Annotated in this window: 18 protein-coding genes; 9 read left to right on the top strand and 9 right to left on the bottom strand. The window is 51.5% G+C overall.

The window, feature by feature from the left end; all coding sequences use genetic code 11:
- Positions 1–2: 2 nt before the first annotated feature.
- Positions 3–941, bottom strand: coding sequence for a transcriptional regulator GcvA (locus NHN17_RS10625; protein ID WP_255042413.1), 939 nt, complete (start codon positions 939–941; stop codon positions 3–5).
- A gap of 391 nt (positions 942–1,332) precedes the next feature.
- Here NHN17_RS10625 and NHN17_RS10620 point away from each other — a divergent pair, with 391 nt between their 5' ends.
- Together NHN17_RS10620 and csdE are read left to right on the top strand one after the other, a co-directional pair.
- On the top strand, positions 1,333–2,553 hold the full coding sequence (locus tag NHN17_RS10620) for an aminotransferase class V-fold PLP-dependent enzyme (protein ID WP_255042412.1): 1,221 nt from the start codon (positions 1,333–1,335) through the stop codon (positions 2,551–2,553).
- Between the two features lie 8 nt (positions 2,554–2,561).
- Positions 2,562–2,993: a cysteine desulfurase sulfur acceptor subunit CsdE gene (gene csdE, locus NHN17_RS10615; RefSeq protein ID WP_255042411.1), complete on the top strand. Its 432-nt coding sequence runs from the start codon at positions 2,562–2,564 to the stop codon at positions 2,991–2,993.
- A 145-nt stretch (positions 2,994–3,138) separates the two neighbouring features.
- Here csdE and tcdA read toward each other — a convergent pair whose 3' ends face one another.
- The 3 genes from tcdA to NHN17_RS10600 all read right to left on the bottom strand — a co-directional run bounded on the left by tcdA (position 3,139) and on the right by NHN17_RS10600 (position 5,776).
- Positions 3,139–3,951, bottom strand: coding sequence for a tRNA cyclic N6-threonylcarbamoyladenosine(37) synthase TcdA (tcdA, locus tag NHN17_RS10610; RefSeq protein ID WP_255042409.1), 813 nt, complete (start codon positions 3,949–3,951; stop codon positions 3,139–3,141).
- Positions 3,952–4,041: 90 nt separating this feature from the next.
- On the bottom strand, positions 4,042–5,130 hold the full coding sequence (gene mltA / locus NHN17_RS10605) for a murein transglycosylase A (RefSeq protein ID WP_255042408.1): 1,089 nt from the start codon (positions 5,128–5,130) through the stop codon (positions 4,042–4,044).
- Between the two features lie 250 nt (positions 5,131–5,380).
- Entirely contained in the window at positions 5,381–5,776 is a 396-nt protein-coding gene (locus NHN17_RS10600) for a DUF2850 domain-containing protein (RefSeq protein WP_255042406.1), read from the bottom strand.
- 252 nt (positions 5,777–6,028) lie between these two features.
- Between NHN17_RS10600 and argA the strand changes: the two genes are divergently transcribed.
- Positions 6,029–7,354, top strand: coding sequence for an amino-acid N-acetyltransferase (gene argA, locus NHN17_RS10595; protein ID WP_255042404.1), 1,326 nt, complete (start codon positions 6,029–6,031; stop codon positions 7,352–7,354).
- Positions 7,355–7,417: 63 nt separating this feature from the next.
- On the opposite strand, the gene recD is transcribed toward argA, so the two are convergent.
- The 4 genes from recD to NHN17_RS10575 all read right to left on the bottom strand — a co-directional run bounded on the left by recD (position 7,418) and on the right by NHN17_RS10575 (position 18,056).
- Entirely contained in the window at positions 7,418–9,574 is a 2,157-nt protein-coding gene (gene recD / locus NHN17_RS10590; protein ID WP_255042495.1) for an exodeoxyribonuclease V subunit alpha, read from the bottom strand.
- Positions 9,552–13,181 (bottom strand): exodeoxyribonuclease V subunit beta, encoded by a 3,630-nt coding sequence (recB, locus tag NHN17_RS10585; RefSeq protein WP_255042403.1) that lies wholly within the window; start codon positions 13,179–13,181, stop codon positions 9,552–9,554. The genes recD and recB overlap by 23 nt, the downstream gene beginning before the upstream one ends.
- A gap of 293 nt (positions 13,182–13,474) precedes the next feature.
- On the bottom strand, positions 13,475–16,933 hold the full coding sequence (gene recC, locus NHN17_RS10580; protein ID WP_255042402.1) for an exodeoxyribonuclease V subunit gamma: 3,459 nt from the start codon (positions 16,931–16,933) through the stop codon (positions 13,475–13,477).
- A 142-nt stretch (positions 16,934–17,075) separates the two neighbouring features.
- The gene (locus tag NHN17_RS10575; protein WP_255042401.1) at positions 17,076–18,056 is read right to left on the bottom strand and encodes a TDT family transporter; all 981 of its coding nucleotides are present in this window, start codon (positions 18,054–18,056) and stop codon (positions 17,076–17,078) included.
- A gap of 153 nt (positions 18,057–18,209) precedes the next feature.
- Between NHN17_RS10575 and NHN17_RS10570 the strand changes: the two genes are divergently transcribed.
- Positions 18,210–19,094: a LysR substrate-binding domain-containing protein gene (locus NHN17_RS10570; RefSeq protein ID WP_255042400.1), complete on the top strand. Its 885-nt coding sequence runs from the start codon at positions 18,210–18,212 to the stop codon at positions 19,092–19,094.
- Between the two features lie 2 nt (positions 19,095–19,096).
- Here NHN17_RS10570 and NHN17_RS10565 read toward each other — a convergent pair whose 3' ends face one another.
- Entirely contained in the window at positions 19,097–19,783 is a 687-nt protein-coding gene (locus tag NHN17_RS10565) for a DNA-3-methyladenine glycosylase I (RefSeq protein WP_255042491.1), read from the bottom strand.
- Between the two features lie 83 nt (positions 19,784–19,866).
- On the opposite strand from NHN17_RS10565, the gene NHN17_RS10560 reads away from it, so the two are divergent.
- The 5 genes from NHN17_RS10560 (at position 19,867) to NHN17_RS10540 (ending at position 23,777) form a co-directional block, all read left to right on the top strand.
- Positions 19,867–20,163: a YebG family protein gene (locus NHN17_RS10560; protein ID WP_255042399.1), complete on the top strand. Its 297-nt coding sequence runs from the start codon at positions 19,867–19,869 to the stop codon at positions 20,161–20,163.
- 252 nt (positions 20,164–20,415) lie between these two features.
- The gene (gene dapD, locus NHN17_RS10555; protein WP_255042398.1) at positions 20,416–21,447 is read left to right on the top strand and encodes a 2,3,4,5-tetrahydropyridine-2,6-dicarboxylate N-succinyltransferase; all 1,032 of its coding nucleotides are present in this window, start codon (positions 20,416–20,418) and stop codon (positions 21,445–21,447) included.
- Between the two features lie 88 nt (positions 21,448–21,535).
- Complete coding sequence (locus NHN17_RS10550) at positions 21,536–21,835, top strand: hypothetical protein (RefSeq protein WP_255042397.1); 300 nt, start codon at positions 21,536–21,538, stop codon at positions 21,833–21,835.
- A gap of 360 nt (positions 21,836–22,195) precedes the next feature.
- Positions 22,196–23,395, top strand: a complete 1,200-nt coding sequence (locus NHN17_RS10545) for a multidrug effflux MFS transporter (RefSeq protein WP_255042396.1) — start codon at positions 22,196–22,198, stop codon at positions 23,393–23,395.
- Positions 23,396–23,432: 37 nt separating this feature from the next.
- Positions 23,433–23,777 carry a hypothetical protein gene (locus tag NHN17_RS10540; RefSeq protein ID WP_255042395.1) on the top strand — a complete coding sequence of 115 codons (345 nt, stop codon included), beginning with the start codon at positions 23,433–23,435 and terminating at the stop codon, positions 23,775–23,777.
- The last annotated feature ends 99 nt before the right edge of the window (positions 23,778–23,876 follow it).

Raw genomic sequence — 23,876 nt, 5'->3', positions numbered from 1 at the left:
CCCTACAGACCATCTTCCACATCTGGCATATTATCGACATCCGGCATAGCTTCCTGCTCACGGGCAGCCTTGGCCAGCACCCAATCACGGAAGGCCTGAATACGGCCGGTTTCGGCCTGACGCTCTTGGCACACGAGGAAGAATGCATTCTTGCTCATCAATACTTCATCAAATGGGCATACTAAGCGGCCCGCCTCCAACTCTGGCTGAGCCAGTACATTGTTGCCAAGAGCTATTCCCTGACCGTGCGCAGCCGCCTGCAGTACCATGGTCGAGTGACTGAAAATCGGCCCCTGATTGACGTTAGTCCCTTCTATGCCGTGATGGCGAACATAGTTTTTCCACTCCTTGCGTGAGGTGTCATGCAGTAAGGTGTGGAGTTTCAGATCATCCAGCGTACGCAGCGGCTTAGCGCCACCAAGCAGCATCGGTGAGCAGACCGGCAGCAAGAACTCCTGATACAGCTTATCGGCCCGCAGTCCCGGCCAGTTACCCCGGCCGTAGTAAATAGCGACATCGACATCTTCGGTCAACGAGCCCTCATCCAAGTCCACCGCTTTAATCCGCACATCGATATCCGGGTGCTGCTCATTAAAATCCGCTAAACGAGGCACCAACCACTGGATGGCAAAACTAGGAGGTAAACTAATGGTTAATGCCCCTTTCGCGCCGCGCTCCAAGACCTTATCAGTGGCATCAGAGATTGCAGAAAATATGTCTTTTATATCGAGAAAATAGCTCTGCCCCTCTTCAGTTAGCAATAAAGAACGATTACGACGGCGAAATAATTTCAGCCCCAAAAATTCCTCAAGCGCTTTAATTTGGTGGCTTACAGCCGCTTGTGTGACAAATAACTCTTCCGCAGCACGGGTAAAGCTGAGGTTACGGGCTGCCGCTTCAAAGACTTTTAGTGAATTGAGTGGAGGGAGACGTCTGGACATACTTTTCCTGCATTAGTTTTTTTTATGGGAAACATTATAAATTGTCCATTGTTCAAGTGCGACATAAACCCTATGATTTGCCCCGCAACGGTGAGCAAGGCCAAGTTTTTAGCCCTCAGGCATTTGACCGACCACGCCGTTGCGATGTTGTGTTTGCATATTGTCCGGGTTATTCCGGTTCGGTAGTCAATCTACCAATTTTACTTCCTGTATTTTTGACCTGTCTGTCAAAAAAATTCTTGGCACTGCGCCCCAACGCAGTGCTTTTTTTTTGCCTGTCACCCACTCACCTTTGCTGTTTGGTATAATTGAAGCAGCCGGAGAAAAACTTGCCCTATTGTTTTTTTCACCGCATGATCTCCCTCTTGTCTTTTTTGCTATGTGACACACCATGACTGCCCAATTTGATATCCAACGTATTCGCCAGCAATTTCCAGCCCTGGCCCAAGAATGCAACGGCCAGCCACTGGTCTACCTCGACAGTGCAGCCACGACCCAAAAGCCGCTGGAAGTCATTGAAACCATCCGGCAGTACTATAGTGGCCACAATGCCAATGTCCACCGTGGTAGCCATACCCTGACGGCTACAGCCACGGCGCAGTTCGAGCAAGCAAGAGAGACGGTGCAGCACTTCATCAACGCCGCCGACAGTAAGGAAATTATCTGGACCCGTGGGGCGACCGAAGCCCTTAACCTGATCGCCCAGACCTATGCCCGCAACACCCTCAAGGCCGGGGATGAGATTTTGGTCAGCGAACTTGAACACCACGCCAACATCGTGCCGTGGCAAATCGTCGCCGAACAAACCGGTGCCAAGGTCGTGAAGATCCCGATGCACAGTGATTGCACGCTAAATATGGATGCCTTCACCCAACGCTTGACAGCCAATACCAAGATAGTCGCTGTTGCCCATGTCACCAATGTGACGGGCACCCGTAACCCGATAGAGGCCATCATCCAAGCCGCCCACGATATCGGCGCGATTACCGTGATTGACGGCGCCCAAGCCGTTGCCCACGAGCACGTCGATGTGCAGGCTCTGGATGCCGATTTCTATGTGTTCTCCGGCCATAAAATTTTTGCCCCGGCAGGGATCGGCGCACTTTATGGTAAAAAAGCCCTGCTTGAAGCCATGCCACCATGGCACGGCGGCGGTAAGATGGTCGAAAAAGTCAGCTTTGAAGGTACCACCTTCTCAGCCCTTCCAGGCAAATTCGAAGCCGGCACCCCCAATGTCGCCGGCAGTTTGGCGATGGCGGCAGCAGTCAACTGGCTGGAAAGCATCGACCACCAAGGGGCCGAGCACCATATCCAAACATTGCGCCAGCGGGCCATTGAAGGGATCCAAGATATAGAAGACTTGCGGATCATCGGCCTGCAGCCGGACGCGAGCCTGTTTTCCTTTGTGGTCGACGGTGTCCACCATCAGGACATCGCCACCTTGCTCGATCAGCAAGGCATTGCCCTGCGTGCCGGGCACCACTGTGCCCACCCGATGATGGATGCACTCAAGGTCAGCGGTACACTCAGAGTGTCCATTGCGCTGTATAATACCCAACAAGATATAGACCAATTTATTGCGGCTCTGCACAAAGCCTGCAGCCTGCTTTAGGAGATTTTATGACACTGCCAAGCCATCCTTTCGGTACCGAAATTACCTGCGAGGCAATCATTGCACAAATGGCGACGGCCAATGGCTGGGAAGATCGCTATCGCAACGTGATCCAGTTGGGAAAGAAATTGCCAGCCATGCCGGAGGAGCTCAAACAGGATCAACTCAAGGTCAGTGGCTGCGAAAGCCAGGTTTGGCTCACCCACCAGCAACGGGAAGACGGAACTTTTCATTTTGCCGCCGATTCCGATGCACGTATTGTGCGCGGCCTGATCACTCTGGTACTGGCGGCTTTTGAAGGCAAAAGCGCCGATCAAATCCAAGCGTTCGATATCGACGGCTATTTTGAGCAACTCAACCTGATCGCTCATCTCAGCCCTTCCCGTGGCAACGGTCTCAAGGCGATTGTCGAACAAATCAAGACGCTGGCTGAAGATTAATGTCACTAAGCGCCGCTCGCCAATAATACCAATCTGGATAAGTAGTTGATCAAATATTTATGTAGGTTGGTGTAACCATCGGGCAAAACAAAAAAGCGAGGATAAATCCTCGCTTTTCTTTTATTCAATCGCGTATCCCAACACGCTATTTTATCAGATGCTTATCCACCAGCTTCTGCAAAATACGAGATACCGCCACAAAGCCAAAAGTCGCCGTCACCATGGTGGCCGCACCGAAACCGCTGGCACAATCCATTCGCTTCGGCCCTTCAGCCGTCGACTTCACACCACATACCGAACCATCAGCCTGTGGGTACTTCAATTGTTCAGTAGAGAAGACACAATCAATACCAAACTTGCGCTTTGGGTTCTTCGGGAAATTATGGTGGCGACGCAGGGTATCACGTAGCTTTTTCGCCAACGGATCCTGAATCGTTTTGGTCAGATCCGCGATTTGGATCTGGGTCGGGTCAATTTGACCACCCGCACCGCCGGTAGTGATCACCTTGTACTTATTACTCTTGCAGTAAGCCAGCAGTGCTGCTTTCGGCTTCATGCTATCAATCGCATCCAGGACATAGTCATAGCGTCCGTCGATGTATTCAGACTGATTCTCTGGGGTGATAAAGTCATCAATCAGGTTGATCTTACACTCAGGGTTGATCAACTTGATGCGCTCGGCCATCACCTCAATTTTGCTTTGCCCCACCGTGCCTGACATCGCATGGATCTGGCGGTTGATATTAGTGACACAAACATCATCCATATCAATCAGGGTCAACTCCCCGATCCCTGAACGCGCCAGCGCTTCTGCCGCCCACGAGCCGACACCGCCAATACCAATTACGCACACATGCGCGGCACGGAAAATTTCCACTTCGCTGTTACCATACAAACGGCGGGTCCCGCCGAAGCGTTGGTTATAATTGTCTGATGCTGGGGTATCTAGTTCTCGCATGGCTGTTCCGCGCTGATTCACACATTCATAAAGAAAGAGTGCGATTTATACGCACTCTTTTAGAAATTGTCCAGTCAGCAGCAAGCTAAACTACGGTGCCACCCAAGGCTGCTCGGTTTTCGTGCCCTGCAACCCTAGTTTCCAGACCCGGCCAAAATGCTTGTAATGACCAGCATCGATGCCAGCTTGGGTGCCCATACCATGGTACAAGTCGAGGTGATTTTTCTTCACCGCACCGCCAGTATCGAGTGCCATTAATAATTTAAGCACATGCTGCCCGTTCCAGTTTCCGGCTTCGTCAAGCTGCGGCACTTCGGCCAACAACACACTCCCCATCGGCAAATAGTCTCGATCAGCAGCGACCGAGGCAAAAGCCTGCAGCGGGATCCCAGCGGTTCCCATCACATCGAGGTTATCCTGTGGTTTGAAAAACACATAAGACGGGTTCTGCTCCAGCAGCTCACGAGCTGTTTCCTCATCTTGCTGGCTGACCCACTCATCAATCGCCTTGAGCGACATTTTCTCACGCGGGACTTCGCCTCGCTCGATAAGGATGCGACCGATACTGACATAACGATGGCCATTCTTGCCACGATAAGCAAAGTACTGAAGCTCGTCATTATCATCGAAATGCACAAAACCACTGCCCTGCACTTCCATCATAAACACATCAAGCATCGAGGCACTGTAGCCCAGTTCCAACCCCTGACCTTCCAATGCACCATCATAGATCTCTGCCCGGCTCGGGCACTGGCCGTCACATTCTGGCATGCCATAAACCGGGTAGCGATATACATCATCGGGTTGATGACGCAGTTCAATCACCGGTGAAAAGTAACCCGTGAACATGACATTACCGTATCCGTCACCACCGCCCATCTGGGCGACCTCGATACCGAAATTATCGAGCTCTGATAAATCGCCACCTTGGGCAACCCAGTTATCTACCTGCCGGTACAGCGCCTGATAAGTCGCCGCCATCGATGGAGAGCGCTCAATCACCTTCTCCATCTGTGCCGAAAAGTGACTAAAATCTTTCAGCTTGTCTGACTCGACAACCTCAACCTGATTGAGTACCTGATCAAACTCACCATCCAAGTATTGCTGACCACGATCAGTTGGCTTGGCACACCCCACCAATCCCATAATAAAAAGAGCAATCGTTGCTTTTCTAAACACCGTGAATCCTATGTCGTTTGGTTGGAATCCAATTGTCACCAGTGTAACCAACTGCGGCACGCTCGCCTACAGACGGTTACTTATGAAAGGGTATTTTTCCCTATCTTCCTCTTTCCATTGTCAGCAATTTGTCTGAATTACTTCATATTCCACGCTGATATTATGAGAAAAGTGGCACTCAAGCAGATCCCAGTCAACCAACTACTGCGCGAATTACCCAAAGCACCAATAAACGAGTGGTACCGATGAACTAATGGGGTTGGTGCTGTGCGATATTCTGGCGAGAAAAAGACGAGATATAATGCGCAGGACGCTGGCGGATAAACCGACCGGACAAGAAAGAATAAGAATAAAGGGTTCCCCCTTTTAGATATTCAAGTGTGCTGCCATCCCATTGATATTGGGTATTGACTTGGCGGCCACCGACAAACACCCCCTCCGGGCGAATTTCAAAACTGTCAGCCGCATAGGGGGCGACGTCCTGCTCTAGCCACATCCCGTTGATATCAGGTAGATTGTTGGAATACGCTTTACTGCCATCTAGCAGGATAGCCAATAGCAATGCCAATACAACGGTCGCGGCAGCAGCCACGGCAAAGCGGATCAATCGGTGTGTTAATAAAGGGAGATTTTGCTTTGTGATCATAACTCTTAAAACATAGCGCTCTTCCCTGTCAATATACCCCAAAGCTCCTGCTTTTCAGTAGTTATCTGCCAACCAAGACAAATAACGAGATCTTCTCCCAAAGTTTGCCGGGGGTATTACATCCATCAAACAGCCACACCCAATGAATTTTTATTGACATAAATCGCATAATCATTAATAACATCTCTATTACCTCGTCGTTAAGCACGATCATTGCCCACGTCGACAACACTGCTACAAGGAAAGCCAGCTGTGAAGTTCAGAAGTACCGCCTTGGTCAAAGGGTTCCGCCAATCAGCCCCTTACCTCAATGCCCATATCGGCAAAACCATTGTCATCATGGTTGGCGGGGAAGCCATCGCCCATGAAAACTTTGCTCACATCGTTAATGATATCGCCCTGCTCAACAGCCTAGGTCTGCGTATCGTGATGGTGTATGGTGCCAGGCCGCAAATTTCCAGCCTCGCCGAACAAATGCACTATACAACCCCATACCACAAAGGGGTTCGGGTAACAGACGAGCGAGCACTGGAAATCGCCAAACAGGCAGCAGGACACCTCCAGCTAGACATTACGGCAAGGTTCTCAATGGGGCTCAACAATACCCCGATGGCCGGTTCGCAAATCAACATTGTCAGCGGCAATTTTGTTATCGCCCAACCGCTAGGAATTGATGACGGGGTCGATTACGCCCACAGCGGACGGATCCGCCGGATAGATACCGAAGCCATCCACCGCCAACTCGACCAACGTGCCATTGTGTTGCTTGGCCCGATAGCCAGTTCAGTCACCGGTGAATGTTTCAACCTGACTTCGGAAGAAATCGCCACCCAGTTAGCTATCAGGCTCAAAGCCGACAAACTGATCGGCTTTTGCTCTGAGCAAGGGGTATTAGATAGCGAAGGAGATGTGGTTTCCGAAATGCTGCCTATCGAGGCTGAGCACGCTCTGCAGCGGCTGGTCGAACAGCAACAAGAAGAGCGTGGCACCGGTCGCTTCCTGCGCGGCGCGATCACGGCATGTCGGGCAGGTGTCCCTCGTAGCCATTTGATCAGCTACAAAGAAGATGGCGCTTTGATCCAGGAACTGTTTTCTCTCGACGGGATCGGTACCCAAATCGTGATGGAAAGCGCCGAGAAGGTAAGGCAAGCCACGATCAATGATATCGGGGGGATCCTCGAGCTGATCCGCCCATTGGAGCAAGACGGCATATTAGTCCGTCGCTCACGCGAGCAACTTGAGCAGGAAGTCGAACAGTTCACCATAATCGAACGTGACGGGCTGATCATCGGATGTGCCGCCCTATATCCATTTCCTGACGAGGGAATGGCTGAGATGGCCTGCGTCGCCGTCCACCGTGATTTTCGCGATGGAGACCGCGGTGCCCTGCTACTCAACCAACTCAAACTGCAAGCCAAGAGGATGGGCTTACTCCACTTATTTGTCCTCACCACCCGCAGCCTGCACTGGTTCCGGGAGCAAGGCTTCAGTGAGTCCAGCGTCGAAAGCCTACCGGTTGCCAAAAAGGCGCTGTATAACTTCCAGCGCCGTTCGAAGATATTGATCCTCGATCTATAGATGGTAACCGCTTCCTACCAACCTCAAGAACAGAACAAAACTGCTAGCAGAATGTAATTCAGCTTAGGATAACAAGCTAGCCAAACCACTCGCCCGCTCGGTACGCATGGTCACCGAGCGCTTGAGTACCTCATGGGTGGCAAACATATAGAGCTTGGATTTCGCCCTCGTCACCCCGGTGTACACCAACTCACGGGTCAGGATCGGGCTAAAATCAGGTGGCAGTACCATCAGGGTATCGGCAAACTCAGAGCCCTGCGACTTGTGGATCGTCATGGCATACACCGTATCGTGCTCGGGTAAGCGGCTTGGTAGCACACCACGAATAGTGCCGTCCGGCATCTCGAAGTACACCCTGAGTTTGCGATTACCCGTTTGCGGATCAACCTCGCTGTCATACATCGCAATCCCAATATCACCGTTATAGAGCCCCAGTCCATGATCATTTTGACTGATCATCACCGGCCGGCCGACATACCAAGTCTCGTCACCCGGCGCTATCTTGCCCTTGCGGGTTAAAGCCCGTTCAATTCGTTGATTCAAGCCTGTAACGCCAAAGTCACCCTCACGTACCGCACACAGCAGGCGCACTTGGGCAAAGGCTTTGAGTACATCCCCCGGCACTTTGCCTTCGGCAATAGCATCGAGATAATCGCTATAGAAGGTCACCACATTGGTGATCATCGTCTGGTAACTTTCGCTGCCCAGCGGATAAAACTGAATGTCGCGAAAGCCCTTTTGCCAAACCAGCTCAACCAGATAAGGCTTACCACTATTTATCGCCTTGGCCAACTGGCCGATCCCCGACTGGGCATGAAAGCGATAGCTCTTTTGCAACATACACAAGCTATCGGCCACCGCAGACGGAGCAGCCTGTGCTTGTTGGAAGCGAAAACCCGTCAATTGGCCAAGTAACTGACTTTGCTCAGTCGTGTAGCCTTGTTCGGCAAAGCCACAAATATCCCCCAGTACCGCACCGGCTTCTACCGAAGCCAGCTGATCCCTATCACCCAGCAAGATCAGCTTGGCATGGGCAGGTAATGCATCGAGCAATCGCGCCATCATCGGCAAGTCCACCATCGAGGCTTCATCCACCACCAAGACATCCAAATGCAGCGGGTTTTCGTGGTTATGACGAAAAGCCACCCGGTTGGGGATAGCACCCAGCAAACGGTGAATGGTACTGGACTGGGTCGGGATATTGCTTTTCACAACGTCGTCAACCGCAAGAGAATCCACCGCCGAACCAATCGACTCGGTCAACCTTGCTGCCGCTTTACCCGTAGGTGCCACCAGCTTTATATCAGGTAATAACAACGCTCCCTGCTCGTCCCGCACATTACGCTGGAGAGCCTGGGTCACCAAGGCCGCCAGCAATTTGGCGACCGTGGTCGTTTTGCCGGTACCTGGACCACCAGAGATCACCGCAAACTGACGAGTCAGGGCAACAGCTGCCGCGACTTTCTGCCAGTTAAGGCAGCTCTCGGCCGGTACCAAGGTATCCAATACCGACAGCGCCTCGACACTGTCGGCAACGACAAGAGCGGCGTCTATTGCCGTCCAATCCAAAGCGGATGAGGTGACAACATCCAGCTTGTCACAGACTTCCCGCTGACGATCCTGCGCGGTGCCCCCTTGTTGCTCAAGCTGTTGCAAGGCGGCAAACAAGTAACGGTAATCACGGGCAAACAATTCATCGAGTTTGGAGGCCATCAATTCAGGCTGAAGATCATTTCCTCCTCCTTGCGCCCGCAGGCGAAGCTGGGAAGCGACCAGTTGCTCGAACTGCCAATAGCGGTTGAGGTAAACCCTTTCGCCATCCATCACCAGTGGTGTTGCGCGGCTACCGTCCGAGACTGCCCCTGACTGTGCCAGCAAGGCTTGCCATAAGTGGGGCTCTGGCAAGTCATCGAGCAAAGGTAGACTGAGCTTGCTTGGCAGGCCAAACAGCCGTGCGGTATCAATCTGCGACAATAGCAGGCAAACATGTCCCTGCCCCAGCTCATAGCTTGCCAGCGCCGCAACTAACGTGACTAAACGGCTCACCTGCGGATCAATCGTTACTGCCGCTTCAGCCTGGCTTCCAACAACCGGCTGACTACTGCTTAGTGCAACAAATTTGGCAAACTGGTGATCCAGCGGACGCAGACTTCCCTGGCGGACAAGAGTCTCTAGGTTAGCAAGGGTCTCAAGGTGGTTAAGCATCGGGTGATTCTCCATCAATCAAAGTCTCCAGCTCGGTCAGCAAAGCCAAAGAAGGCTTGGCACGAAATATACCGCTATCGCTGCCTGCCTTAACTCCCCGCAAGAACAAGTAATAGACACCACCGAAGTGGTCATCGTAGTTATAGTCAGCCTTACGGCTTTTCAGGAAGCGGTGCAAGGCCAGCGCATAAAGCTGGTACTGGAGATCGTAACGATGATCGACCATTGCATGATCCAGCATGTCCCCTCGATACACGTTTGGATCGTCACCCAGCCAGTTTGACTTCCAGTCCAACACGTAATAACGGCCATCGTGCTCGAACACCAAGTCAATAAAGCCCTTAAGCATGCCACTGACGGTGGCGAAACCCAGCTCACCAGCTTTGGCTGACAGCTTGTCGTGACGGGCAATCACCTTGTTGAGTAATGGTGCCGACAACAAATTGATCGGTAGCATAAACTCCATTTCGGTCAGGCGTTGGGCTGGCGCCATCTCACCTAACCGCATCGCATCACCATCGAGCGGACACGCCAGTACATCGCGGATCATGGTCTGCAATACCGGCAGCCATTCCTCGTCATAATTTTCCAGCCGTAGCAACTCCAGGATCTTCTCTGTGGTTGCCGGACTGTCGACCGGCGCAGTAAACTCAATTTCCTCAAACAAGGTATGCAGGAAGGTCCCCGGCCTTGCCCCTTTCGGGAAGGTGTAAATCGAGCGGGCCGGTTCAATCTCTTCATCACCCAAGGCTTCATCACCCGATGAATCGGTATCAAAACCCGGTAACTCGAAAGAGGCATCATGATGGCTATGGCCTTGTTTTATCAGCCCCGAATAACTGGTGATCCACCAGCTACGGTCAATGTGTTTATCAAACACGGATGCCGACAACTGCGGCTTCTCTTCCTCAACCGGTAGCCACGGGCTATCAGGCAAGGGCGGCGGTGGCAGTACCGTTACCGCTTCAGATTGCACAGCCAGTGCGTCCAGCGCATTTGCCAACTCGGTCAAGCCGCCCTCTTGGGCGTTTTGTACCAACCAGCCAATCGCCGAGCGGTGCAAGCCTGTTGGCTCCTTGCGGCTCAAACCGTTGCGGATCGGTGACATCCCGATATAACAACCATACACGGCACGAGTCAGTGCCACATACAACAAGCGTAGATCTTCCGCTAACCGCTCTTTCTCGGCCAGCTCCATACTTTCTTCGCTGGCGGCGATATCCAGCACCGACTGCTGGCTCAGCTCATCATGAAACAGCGCAGTATTGGCTTCACGATAACTACAGACAAATGGCAGGAAGACGATGTCATATTCAAGCCCTTTGGACTTGTGGATCGTAACAATCTGAACCAAGTTACGGTCTGACTCCAAGCGCAACTGCTGCTCATCGGCATTGCCGTTGGGCTCTTCAATATGCTCGGCCAGCCAGCGCAACAGGCCATGATCACTGTCGAGGGTTTGGCTCGCCTGTTGTAGCAGCTCACCAATATGCAGGATATCGGTTACCCGCCTTTCACCACCGTTTTGGCTCAGTAAGGTTTCCGGGATCTTACGCTGGGCCAGCATGTGGCGCAGCATCGGCAGCACCCCGCGGCTTTGCCATAACTTGCGGTAACCACGAAATTCCGAGACATATTGCTCCCAGACGGTTTCACTGGTGTTCATCGCATCAAGCGAATGTGCTGTCAGGGCAAACAAACTTGAAGCTAATGCGGCGCGCATATTACGGTCATCTTCCGGGGTCAGTACCGCCTGTAAGAAACGCAATACATCCACCGCTTCGGTACAGGCAAATACGCTGTCGCGGTTAGAAAGATAAACACTGGCAATGCCTTGATCGGCCAAGGTACGGCGGATCAAGGCCGCTTCGCTACCGGTACGCACCAGCACCGAAATATCACTGGCATGAATTGGCCGGGTTTGCTCACCGTCTACCAATACGGCTTTGTTCTGCTGCGATTGGGTGAGGATTTTCTGAATTTCGGCGGTCGTTGCTTCGGCCATTACCTGCAGGTAATCGCCTTTCTTCACCGGCTCTTCGGCCTGTTGGTGCCAAAAACACATGGCAGGCTGCTTCACGCCATCAAGTTGCCAACCGCGCCCTTGGGCCCTCGGGCTGTGATCAACCGGCAAGAAGGTAATGTCTTCATCGTAGATAAACGGTCGGTCTGGGTGCTGGAATATCCGGTTGACGGCACCCACCATTTCCGCGGTCGAGCGCCAGTTGGTGCCCAATGTATAGTGAGCGGTAACCTGACGTCGTGCCTGAATATAGGTGAAAATATCAGCACCACGAAAAGCATAAATCGCCTGCTTGGGATCACCAATCATAAACAGGCCGCAAAGGGATCTCGTATCTTCTGGCTGCTCACTTTCAAGGTGGTCTTCACCATAGCGGCCCTCACCATAAATGGTGCTGAAAATACTGTACTGCAGCGGATCGGTATCTTGGAATTCATCGATCATCGCCACCGGGAACAAGTGGCGGATCCGGCTCGCCAGCAACCCGCTTTCATCTTGGCTCAATGCAGCCGAAAGCTGGGTTAGCAGATCATCAAAAGAGAGCCAACCCTTGCGCTGCTTGGCATCAATCAACAGCTGGCGACACTCTTTTATCGCATGGGCCAGCAAGGGATCACGCACATTGGGCTTGTCCGCTAACAGCTCACCGATAGCCACAAACACTGGATGCTCCGGTGGCTGGCCTTTGCTGGTTTTCTCAAATAACACGTGCTGGTCAAATTTATCCAGCGATTTTGGCAATCGGTAACCGGTATTATCCCGCTCGGCCCATTCGCCGACTTCAGTCAGCGCTTTGGGCAAACTGGTTTTGGTATAGCTGCGCTTGTTCACCCCAGAGCTGGCAATAATGTCATGCAAATCATCGGCACTGTCTCGCCACAGTCGTTTGACGTGATTGATGCGCTGCAAATTATCTTCATGCACTTGCTCAAGACTGCCGCTCAGCTCTGGGGCACGAACGGTGATTTCAGCACCAGACAAAAAGCGGTTGATCTCTTTTAGCAATGCGCCCGGGGCAGCCCAGATTTTCCGAACTTCGGCCGCCAGGCTTCGCGGCAGCGGGTAAAAATTACGGCGCCAGAAATCGGCCACGACCTGCGCCCGCAGGTGGCTTTCTTCGGTAACAAATTCATTGTTGAACAAACTGCCCGACTCAAAAGCATTCTGGGTCAACATCCGCTGGCAGAAACCATGGATAGTAAAAATCGCGGCCTCATCCATCTGCCGTTCGGCCTGAAGCAAGATCGCGGCAGCCGCCTTGTGATCGGAAATATCAGCCAGTAGCGGCTTAATCACCGGATCATTACTGCTGCCCCGGCTAAACGCCAAACGGGCATCATGGATCCGGCGACGAATACGATCACGCAGTTCAGCGGTCGCCGCTTCAGTAAAAGTCACCACCAAAATCTGATCAACGGTCAACTCACGGGGGAACCGAGTTTGATCGTCACCATGACCAAGCAGCAAGCGCAAATACAAACTGGCAATGGTGAAGGTTTTCCCGGTACCGGCCGACGCTTCTATCAAGCGATTGCCGTGGAGCGGGAAACACATCGGCTCCAGCGGCTCAGGAGTAATGAGAAGAGATTGTTGAGTCATAGAATACGCCGATTCCTATCAGTGAACTGGGCCACGTTTTCATCAGAAAACCCCGCCCGTACAAAATTATTTTTTGTGATCTAGCACTAATTCAAATAAATATATCGAAATTAAGCGCTAACTCATCTATTAATATGAGAGACATTTCACGGTTTCCACCCAGTGGCTCCGCTAGTATCTGAACCACGAAACTTGGTCACCTCTGGACCGGTGGCCGTACAGCGAACACCCTACAATCAAAAATGATTTGCTGGCGGCCACACTACACCTCCCTGCCTTACCCACAAGTACAATTAGTCCTGCTCAACCTCTCGCAACTGCATCACAGCAGGCCTTAGAATATGGGTTTCCCACTGCAACAACTGCGCAGCAAGTTCGTCATCCCATAGCGGCCACACCCGGTGGATATAACTGTTATTGCCTTCACCGTCGAACATATAACCGCCGTTAAACGCCTCAGCCCTCTTGCCGTCGGCTTTCGTCAAGGTCGTAGGATCGTCACACCATTGTCCCTTTTTATCGATACAAGCCTGGATCCCTGCATGGGCAGTTCGGGGGAAATAGGGCAACGGGTGGGTTAGCCCGCGGTCATAGCCTTCTATAAGTACCGCCAATTGTTCCACCGCATACTCTGCCGATACTGGTTCGAGCTGCCAGCAGCCATCAACCCCAACAAGATAGGTCGGTTGACTTGGCTTCATGACAGCAAAACACAAATGATCCAGCCAACAGGCCAAAATATCCTGCGCCCGGATTTTCCCTGGTCGGTAACGGACCAAACCTTGCTGAGTGACATGCTTGAGCCATCCCTGCAGGCGGATCCCACGCCCTGCAACCATCACCACGCAGTCCACTTCAACATCCGGTAACGGTTGAGCCATAAACTGGGCCACGCTGTCGGCCAATTGCTCTATCTGAACACGCTCTTCCAACAATTCCAGCTCACCAAATTGTGCCACTGGTAAGCCTCCAGCCGCCTGCTGGTAACGAGCAAACTGCTCGAACACTTGGTCTCGGTTTATTGGCTTGCCTTGTGAAGGCTGCCTTTGACAGTCGAGGAAAGTCGTCAGCAAGGCTTCACGTAATTGGTAGCGTCCCAGGCCATCGAGGGCAAAGGGCTCATCATCTTCCGGCCCACCCTGGTGACTATCAAAGAACACTTTCAAGCGGCGGTTGAAGAAATACTGCACCGGCAAACGCCAGAATCTACTCAGTTCCGCCAGCTCCAAAACGCCCTCAGCCCTGTCGTCACTCAAATCCGGATCTAGCGGCACAGACTGGAATATTTCAGGCTCGATGAAAGCCTGATTAGCGACCGGAAGCCATTCTGCGGCATAACTATTGTTACCACCGCTAAAAGACTGCGGACTGAAAGGCACCAATGGATGGATATTGGTTAGGTTGGTCACCAACTTATGTGCCGACTCGTCAACGGGTAAGGCTTCATCACCGTCAAGACAATATCCCTGCTGGCAATATTCAAGCAATTCGCTCACCAGTACCGACGGGACTTTCTCGCTGTTGTCCTGAATAGAACGCCCCACATAACTGATATACAAGGCTTGCTGGGCAGACTGAATAGCCTCGAGGAACAAATAGCGGTCATCATCCCGGCGCGAGCGGTCACCGTGACGGGTTTGGCCCGCCATGAGATCAAACCCTTCGGGCGGGATCGAGCGAGGATAGACACCATCATTCATTCCCAGCAAACACACGATCTTGAACGGGATAGAGCGCATCGGCATCAAGGTACAGAAGTTCACCTGGCCAGCCAAAAAGCGCTGGCTGATCCGTTCACCCGATAACTTGCCATTGAGGTAATCGCGCATCACCGCAGGGGTAATATCGGCCTGGTAACCGGCATCCGCCAACTGCTGCTCAAGCTGCTGGATCTTGTCGCGGATCATCCGGAGTACCATCTCGCCATCAATATCCACCGCAAAGCAGTCATCCAGCATCTGGTTGAGCACCGCTATCCAGCTCGCAATCGGCTGCGGTTGTGCCAACTGCTGGCGATAATGCATCAAGGTTTCGATGAACAGACCAAGCTGGCCTGCCATCTCGGCATCCATCCCTTGCACTTCTTCATAGGCCAGCACGCCTTGGTACAACCCGGCCTCTTGTGGCATGGCATAACCTAGCAGCATACGCTGTAAACCGAACAGCCAAGTATTCTGCTGCTGGCGTGGTAAGGCGAACTCCTCGGCGGTGTCATCATCCAGCCCCCAGCGGATCCCCACTTCTTCAATCCACAGCTTGACCCGTTCGAACTTGTCGCTATCAAAGCCAAACCGCGCCATGACCGCCGGGACTTCAAGCAGCTCCAAAAGCTCCGATGCCTGGCAGCGGCTTTCCGGCAATGCCAACAGACGCAAGAAAGCGAGTAACGCGGGATTTTCCTGATCGGCACTGCGATCCGAAATAGAAAACGGTATATAGCGATCACCCGGCGCATTGCCAAATACCGCCTGGATGTATGGGCTGTAGCTGTTGATGTCGGCCACCATCACCACGATATCACGGGGTGATAAATCAGGACTCTCCGCCAGCATCGCCAATAGATTATCGTGCAGTACTTCGACCTCGCGCATCGGCGAGTGGCAGGCATGGACACTCAGCGAGTTGTCATCGGCGGCAATGGCCAGTTTATGGTGACTGGACTCGGTGATTTCATCATTGATTCGATCGTCCAAATTGAGGATATCGGCCTGGACGGCATGGAGCAGTGAATCTGGCTCGATATCGACAAACGCCTCAACTTCATGGGCTTCCATATCCGATAGCAGATACAAGTTATCCCGGCCCAGCTTGCCAAGTGACGCCAGCAAAGTATTGCCGACGGCTCCCTCATGGGTTTCATCCACCACATTGGCTTCAATATCCCCTTTGAGCGGCGAGATCACCGCACCGTGTTCACTGTGATCAGCACACCACTGCAACTGCTGGCGTTGCTTGGCGGCCAATCGGGCAAGGAATTTGCGATCGCGTACATCACCCCAGTAATGCCGGCAAGGGTTGGTAAACATCAGGTGGACATCGATATGTTTACCCAGCGCCGCTAGCGCATCGAGATAACGCGGCGGCAATGCTGAAATACCAAATACGAACAACCGCTTAGGCAGCCCTTTGGGTAATGGCGAGCCACTTTGCAAATAACCTTCAAGGGTCTCGATAAAATGGTCATACAGATTGGCACGGTGATACGGCGACTGGCCCAGAGCCAAGGTGTGATCATAAAGCGACTGCCACAGCAAGGGCTGCCACGGGTGATCTTCCACCAGCTCAGGATCTATCACATCAGACTCCCAAGACTGGATCCACTCCGGCCGATACACCAAATATTGGTCAAAGATATCGGCGATTTTTTCAGCCAGCTGGTAACTTTTGACGAGATTGGGATCGTCACACAGGTAGTTAGCCAGCGGCACGAACTCTGGACGCGATAACTGCCCTGGTAGCACCTGCAACAATTTCCAGGTCATGGCCTCTTTGTTGAAGGCACTACGCTCTGGCACATCACTCAACACTTGGGTGAACATGTTCCAAATAAACGTTGCCGGAAGCGGAAATTCGATATTGGCGGCAATCCCCTGAGACTTCGCCAGTTCCAATTTCAGCCACTGTGACATACCAGGACTTTGGACCAAGATCTGTTCTTGCTCGAACGGATTGGCCAATGGATCCAAACGGATAAGCTCAACAAGCAGGGACTTAAGAAGATCCAGTTGATTAGAGTGATAAACAGTAAACACGCGAGTGACTCACCGGTAGAGGAAATTACCTTTGATTGTCTATCATCAATGGATTAGCTGCAAATTCAAATCATTAAAAAGCCCTGCATTGCTGGGCTATTAGTCAGATGACATCTCAAGCACCGAGCTTCCATGCCACATATCACGCACGGCGAGGTGTCAGGCAGTGCAGCAACTGAGAAACTGGACGGTAGAATGCCGCATAACGAAGGGCAACATAACTCACTACCGCCGTCGCAGCATAAAGTTCAAAGTGAGCTAAGGCCGACACCTGCTGGATATATTCCACATCATATCCCTCAGTGGTCATCCAAGCAGTCGCTTTAAACATCGCTGTCGCACTGATCACTAACGGGAAAGTGAATGCGGCATAGCCTGGGCTGAACGTTAAACGTAGCAGGCGGAATAATGCCAAGTAGATGACAAATGTCATCAGTACTGCAATCCCGCCAAGCAAGGCAATAATGACCGGTGATGGTTGCGGGGTGACAGTGAGATAACCAGCCAGAGATAGACTTGCGGGCGCAGCCATAATCGCAATCGTTGGTTTGGCGGCATCGGGAATTTCATGACGGAACATCAGGCGGTAAATCATCAGAGGTAGCATCACAGCATAAATCCCCATACCAAACAGTTGCAGACCTTCCGCCAATGGGCGCAACGCACCGCCAGGAAAAGCCACATCAGCGACGATAATACCAATAGGTGGGACAAACCAGCTTGGAACCATGTGGTGCAGCTCAAAATCTTTTACGCGGTGGTAAGTAAACAGTGCCAAAAAGATCAGGTGCAGTACAACGGCTGCTAGCCACAAAGCCTGGCCTGCAATCGGATAGTCGCCCCCCAAGGCCTTAGACACGACCATGGCCCCCATGGCAAACGTCGGTACGACACTGCCCACAACCGGATGGCTGAGATCTTGCCACAGGGCTTTGGGGTGAATAAGAAACTTAACCAGCAACACCACCAACAAGATACTCGCTATCCCAGCCCCGACCCGTTGTCCTTGACCTCCAAGATCCGCGGCATTTTCCCAACACCAACCAAGGCTAGCAATGCCTAAAGCCAAGCCAGCCATTGGTGTCGGAGCACCGAGTACTTTTTGCTTTGTTACGGTAATCATTTCTTTGCTCCCCAACGACAGCATGTCACTACTATTTAATACCCAGCTAGTTTATTGGCACTTAATCGTTTAGGATATTTGAATTAAATTAATGCATCGTTAAGAAAAACGAAACCAAAGGCAAAATAAATAGACAAAACAAGAGACAACCTGATGAATATCGCTCTACGCCAATTAAAAGTGTTTGTCACTGTCGCCCAAGAGCTAACCATTACCGCGGCGGCCGAGAAGCTATATCTCTCCAAACCCGCTGTCAGCATGGCACTCTCCGAGCTAGAAAAACAACTTGGGCACAAGCTGTTTGACCGCAACAATAACCGCCTACTGATCAACGAACAGGGGAAACGTTTACTGCCATTGGCCGATGAGCTACTGGCGCGCAGCCAGGATATCGAGCAACTGTTTTGCCAAGAAGGCCCAGTAACCGGAAAGCTTAAGATCGGCTCAAGCGATACTGTCGGCAACCAAGTGACCCCGTTCCTGCTGCGGGACTTCCGCCAAAACTCTGGCCATTGTGATCAGAGCCTGTTTATCGCCAATACCGCCCAAATCTGCCATATGCTCAGTGAGTTCGAGTTAGATATCGGCCTTGTCGAAGGTAAGGTACAAGCCGACAACCTGGCCGTGATCCCTTGGCTGGGTGACGAAATGGTGGTGGCCTGCCACCCCGCCCACCCACTGGCACAGGTTGAGCAGCTTGGCCTGAGCGATCTTGAACACAGCGAATGGATACTGCGCGAACCGGGCTCCGGGACCCGCGAATATTTCTTTGGCCGTCTGGCCCCGCGACTGGAAAATTGGCATCAGGCTTTTGAGCTCAACAACACTGAGGCCATTATCAACTGTACTGCTGCAGGCCTTGGTATTACCTGCCTCTCCCGCCGCGCCGTCGAGCATGCAGTCAAAGACAACCGCCTTACCATTCTGCCGTTACCGCTCGATATGCAACGTCAGTACTGGTTGCTCTACCACAAAGAGAAATACCAAAGCCCATTGCTGAAGCTATTCATCACCTTTTGTCAGCAGTGGCGCCTATAAAATCACACCCGGTTATCACCACTACTGAACGCAATGATCTGGCTGATTTGACACATCGCTCGGCCAGACTCCTGCTGCCAATCACTAAAGGCTGTTTGCGCAGCCTTCAATGATTTTTGCGTATCTCTCCCATCATCAATAATTCCGGTCTGACGCAAATAGGCTTCAACATCCCGGCTCAGAATAAAGGTATCTTTGCCCATAATACGTAATGTGTAAGGGCCAGTATTGCCTCCTAAGCGCTTGCCGTGCTTTTTTAAATAGCGCCAGAGGCCTGTAATGTCGTCCTGCGGCCAGTCAGCGACCATAGCGGCAAAAGATCCATGTTCAAGCGCAGCTTCGTGGATCATCTGAGCATTATCAGGAATAGTCATCACCTTGCCCAAGTGACGGATGATCGCTGGCTCAGTCGCTTTTCGCTCCCACATTTCGGACGGCATCAACAACATCTTTTCAATATCAAAGCCGAAGAATACCTCTTCGAAATTGGGCCATTTGTTACGTACAACCTGCCAGCTGATCCCAGATTGAAAAACTTTCTGGGTAAATGCTGCCAACCAGCGATCATCACCTATCTGTTTTAGCTGTTCAGCTGACAATGGCGTCGCCAACATGCTTTCTAGCACACCCACTCCACCCTTGCGCTCTGCGGCTCGGGCATATATTTGCGAAAATTTTTCTCTTGCCATCACATTAACACGCTTATCACTGGACATAGCCCTTAATGCTACTGTATAAACAGCCAGTAAATCAATTTCGGGAGAGGGTGACCATGGCTGTTATCGTCAAATATGTAGTTGAGCGCAACGGAGAAGAAAAGATGACTTTCACCTCTAAGTCCGAAGCCGACGCATACGACAAAATGCTAGATATGGCTGACGAGATGTTTACTTTGCTAAGCGAAAGTGAACTTTTCGAGGATGAAGCCAAACAAGAAGAGCTTTCGCTATTCTTGGCACAAAAACGTGAAGACGTGCTAATTGCACTAGGAGCGAAGAAGAAAGCCGCTCCGAAGAAAAAAGCGGTTAAGCCTGAAGTTGTTGCCGAGCAACAAGATGATGCGGCTTAATAACTAAACCGACTAATATCCTTCATGATAAACCTCCTTTTCTGGGAGGTTTTTTTGTTTTCGGCAGCCGTATGTTCCGACGCTAAAATTATCAATAGCGATAGCCGTTTCTCATTGTCATAATTTCATCATTTTTCACCGATTCCTCCCTCCCCCCTTCAATATCGGCGCAAGTGTCTTTATGATGGGTTCATCACACTTTGCCGACCTATAGTCCGGCATGAATTACTTTGACATGGAGAACCAACAGTAATGGCCAGCTTTTCACTAGCCCTTGGAACTGCAACCAAAAACCGCGATAACAAAATCATCGAAGCGTTTTTTCCAACCCCGATCCTAAATCCAGCTGACGCGCTAGTTGACGCCATTGCCGCTATCGTCGATTACAAGGAAGGTAATCAGGCTATCGAAATCACGGCAGCCCAGAGCGCCGACCTTGCAGCCGCTTTCAGCGCTGCAGGTGAAGAAGCCAGCGCAAGCTTCGCAACTAAGGCTGCGACCTCAGAGCAACCGCTTGTTGTTGTGATCCTTGCTACTGACGAAGCGCCAACTTCAGTGTCTGAAGGCTTCCTGAAGCTACAGCTTATCTCTCATCGCCTCGTTAAGCCTCACGGCGTGGTACTAGACGGTATTTTCGGTCTGCTTCACAACATCGCTTGGACCAACCAAGGTCCTATCGATCTGCCTGAGCTGGCTGATCGCCAAATGGAAGCTCGCCTGAATGGCGAAACTATCACTGTCGACTGTGTCGACAAGTTCCCGAAAATGGTCGACTACGTAGTACCGACTGGCGTGCGTATTGCTGACACGTCACGTGTTCGCTTAGGTGCCCACGTGGGTGAAGGCACAACCGTTATGCACGAAGGCTTCATCAACTTCAACGCGGGTACAACCGGTGTGAGCATGGTTGAAGGCCGTATCTCTGCAGGTGTTGTTGTAGGTAACGGCTCTGACATCGGTGGTGGTGCTTCTATCATGGGTACATTGTCTGGCGGCGGTAAAGTCGTTGTATCAATTGGTGAAAATAGCTTACTGGGTGCCAATGCCGGTCTAGGTTTCCCAATGGGTGACCGTTGTACTATCGAGTCTGGTCTATATGTGACGGCGGGTTCAAAAGTCCGCATGCTAGATAAGAGCGGCCAGGAAGTCGAAATGGTGAAAGCACGCGATCTTGCAGGTGTTTCAGACCTACTGTTCCGTCGCAACTCAGTGACAGGTCAGATCGAGTGTCTGGCAAACAAATCAGCGGTAGAGCTGAACAGCGAGTTACACAGCAACAATTAATCGCCTGTAACAAAACGCCTCATCAGAGGCGTTTTTTCTTTCTGACGTTGATGAGAAGGTAGCAGCAAACAAAGATAAGGAGTAAGTAATGACGTTTTTCTGTGAACGGGAAGAAACTGATAGCGAGATCAAAATCATCCTTAAACCCCATTCATTGTATGTGATGTTGCTAATGCTGGCAGTATGGCTGATAAACGAACTGGTATTACACAGCATGCCGGTGACTCAAATCATCATGCCCATGTTCATCATCTTTATGGTGATCCGCTTCTTCTCCTTGGTCAAAGTGCAAAAAGAAGTACTGGTTGCGATGAAGCAAGGCAAGGTACAAACCACTGGCAGCAAATTTTCCTTCTCAAGCCCCTTTACCTACACGATCAGTAAGTAAGTTAATACTCGTTCCCACTGGGAAATAATCCATTGAGCCTGCGCTGCTTATCCTTCCCCTTCTAAGCGTGCATAATATTTACACCCAAGCCACCTAAGTATGCTTGGTTCAGCAAGAATTGGCTGGAAGTTAAGGGTCGGCGGCAATTGACCAACCGAGTCTCTAAAGTCGCTAACACAGCATAGTCCTGAGCAACCTCGCCCTTCGGGTACAAATCAATTCCCCTACTTCAGCGTCAAATAACTTAGCAATAGGCTAACTATTCCATTCGGTTATTTCCCTTGAACTGAGCACATTGATTAAGTTCTGAATCCAGCAACTTAAGGTTACTTAGGGATAATCCACACAACAGGAGATAAAATGGCCGGATTTAACTGGAAACCACTATTGCTTGCATGCTTAATTGTCAGCATCGGACAATTAAGTTTAGGACTGGTCTTTCCAGCACTACCTGCCATTGCTGTCTCCCTTCAACTCTCTACTGAACAAGCCCAGTTATTAGTTTCAGGGTACTTGTTCAGCTTCGGTGCCTCACAGCTTGTCTATGGCCCATTATCCGATGTCCTTGGACGTAGGCCCGTATTGTTAAGCGGCTTATTAATTGCTGCATTAGGGTTGGCGGTCGCTGTCTTGCAAGCAGACACCTTCCATTGGTTACTGCTAGGCCGGATTATCCAGGGGATGGGCGCAGGCAGTGTGGCAGTATTAGCACGGGCCACTATTCGAGATAGCTACCAACGCCAAGATTTGGTCAAAGCCATGACTTGGTTAGCAATTGTAGCCGCATTTACCCCGATCATGGCCCCCGTCGTTGGCGGAATTGTGAACCACCATTTTGGTTGGCTAACGGTGTTTGTCGTGCTGCTGGGCTATATCGCTATTGTCTGGATACTGTTGCTACTGTGCTTTTCTGAAACCCTATCAACAACTCAACGCCCCCAGTCTGTCAACCAATTGGCCAGATCCTATCAGTCATTAATCCAAGATCGGCACTTCCTTTCCTTCGCCGGTATCGGCTGGGTTAACTTCTCGCTGGTTGTCCTGTCTATCTCGATGATGCCGTTTATCATGCAGATACAGATCGGGATGACTTCCGAGCGTTACGCTCTTTGGGCAATGGGGCCTGCATTCGGCTTGCTATGTGGTGGTTTAATCTGCCAAAGGCTTCGCCCTCGCCTAGGAACACAGAGAATGCTTATGCTTTCTCCGTTGCTACACTTAGTGGCCGGCTCAGTATTAATTGCAGCCCCCCTGTCACCGATCTGGATGGTCACTGGTCACTTCCTGATGGCGATGGCCAACGGTATCGCTTTTCCTTGTGCCCAATCGCTGCTGCTCGTCCCTTATGGCAACAAAGCGGGTACGGTCTCAGCCCTCTCCGGGGCCTGCCAAATGGTGTTTGCGTCACTGCTAAGCAATGGCCTGTTAAAACTGGGGATCAGCCAAGCTTGGCACTTGGGAGGATTGATGGTGATAGGAGCTGGTATGGGGCTATTATTAGCAATGCTGGGGACAATGAGCGAAAGCGGCCGCCGGGCAGTGGCAACTCTCAATGGATAAACCATAATTAACTCAGTTCGTTAATTGAGGAAAAACCATGGCTAGGTTACTTGGTCTTTGCTTACTGGGCATTTCACTCACTTTTCTAGGTGCTTGTTCAAGCCAGCATGAAATCGACTTGGCGAAAAACAAGCAGTGGGAAGAGCTTGGTACCTATCATGGAGAGCAAGGCTATCGTGAGTTGAATGAAATAGATCTCGGCAAACGCGGCGGCTTTTCTGATGTTGAGTATGAAGAATACCGTGCTGGCTACCTGAAAGGGCGATTTGATTATTGTGCAGGTAAGAAAACTGTAGGCACGGTCATCAATCCTGGCTATCCGAATGATTGCCAAGATAGCCAGTCAAGTTCGAGTTATGGCTTAGCTGAGCGGGGATACTGAGCGGTCGGGCTGGCGCACCAGCGGGACTCAACGCGCCGGGCTTCCGGACGCGACCAAAGTGCACAGCACTTTCGGGAGCGTCAGATACAAGAAAGCCCC

Origin of the sequence: Photobacterium pectinilyticum (assembly GCF_024357955.1) — a bacterium.
Lineage (GTDB): Bacteria > Pseudomonadota > Gammaproteobacteria > Enterobacterales > Vibrionaceae > Photobacterium > Photobacterium pectinilyticum.
The sequence above is the reverse complement of the archived record's forward strand: the minus strand, read 5'-3'. Positions and strand labels throughout refer to the sequence as shown.

Bases quoted from the DNA above. Each gene is read 5' to 3' on its own strand.
- NHN17_RS10625 (WP_255042413.1), bottom strand. From the start codon at position 941: ATGTCCAGACGTCTCCCTCCACTCAATTCACTAAAAGTCTTTGAAGCG.
- NHN17_RS10620 (WP_255042412.1), top strand. From the start codon at position 1,333: ATGACTGCCCAATTTGATATCCAACGTATTCGCCAGCAATTTCCAGCC.
- csdE (WP_255042411.1), top strand. From the start codon at position 2,562: ATGACACTGCCAAGCCATCCTTTCGGTACCGAAATTACCTGCGAGGCA.
- tcdA (WP_255042409.1), bottom strand. From the start codon at position 3,951: ATGCGAGAACTAGATACCCCAGCATCAGACAATTATAACCAACGCTTC.
- NHN17_RS10600 (WP_255042406.1), bottom strand. From the start codon at position 5,776: ATGATCACAAAGCAAAATCTCCCTTTATTAACACACCGATTGATCCGC.
- recD (WP_255042495.1), bottom strand. From the start codon at position 9,574: ATGGAGAATCACCCGATGCTTAACCACCTTGAGACCCTTGCTAACCTA.
- recB (WP_255042403.1), bottom strand. From the start codon at position 13,181: ATGACTCAACAATCTCTTCTCATTACTCCTGAGCCGCTGGAGCCGATG.
- NHN17_RS10575 (WP_255042401.1), bottom strand. From the start codon at position 18,056: ATGATTACCGTAACAAAGCAAAAAGTACTCGGTGCTCCGACACCAATG.
- NHN17_RS10570 (WP_255042400.1), top strand. From the start codon at position 18,210: ATGAATATCGCTCTACGCCAATTAAAAGTGTTTGTCACTGTCGCCCAA.
- NHN17_RS10565 (WP_255042491.1), bottom strand. From the start codon at position 19,783: ATGGCAAGAGAAAAATTTTCGCAAATATATGCCCGAGCCGCAGAGCGC.
- NHN17_RS10560 (WP_255042399.1), top strand. From the start codon at position 19,867: ATGGCTGTTATCGTCAAATATGTAGTTGAGCGCAACGGAGAAGAAAAG.
- dapD (WP_255042398.1), top strand. From the start codon at position 20,416: ATGGCCAGCTTTTCACTAGCCCTTGGAACTGCAACCAAAAACCGCGAT.
- NHN17_RS10550 (WP_255042397.1), top strand. From the start codon at position 21,536: ATGACGTTTTTCTGTGAACGGGAAGAAACTGATAGCGAGATCAAAATC.
- NHN17_RS10545 (WP_255042396.1), top strand. From the start codon at position 22,196: ATGGCCGGATTTAACTGGAAACCACTATTGCTTGCATGCTTAATTGTC.
- NHN17_RS10540 (WP_255042395.1), top strand. From the start codon at position 23,433: ATGGCTAGGTTACTTGGTCTTTGCTTACTGGGCATTTCACTCACTTTT.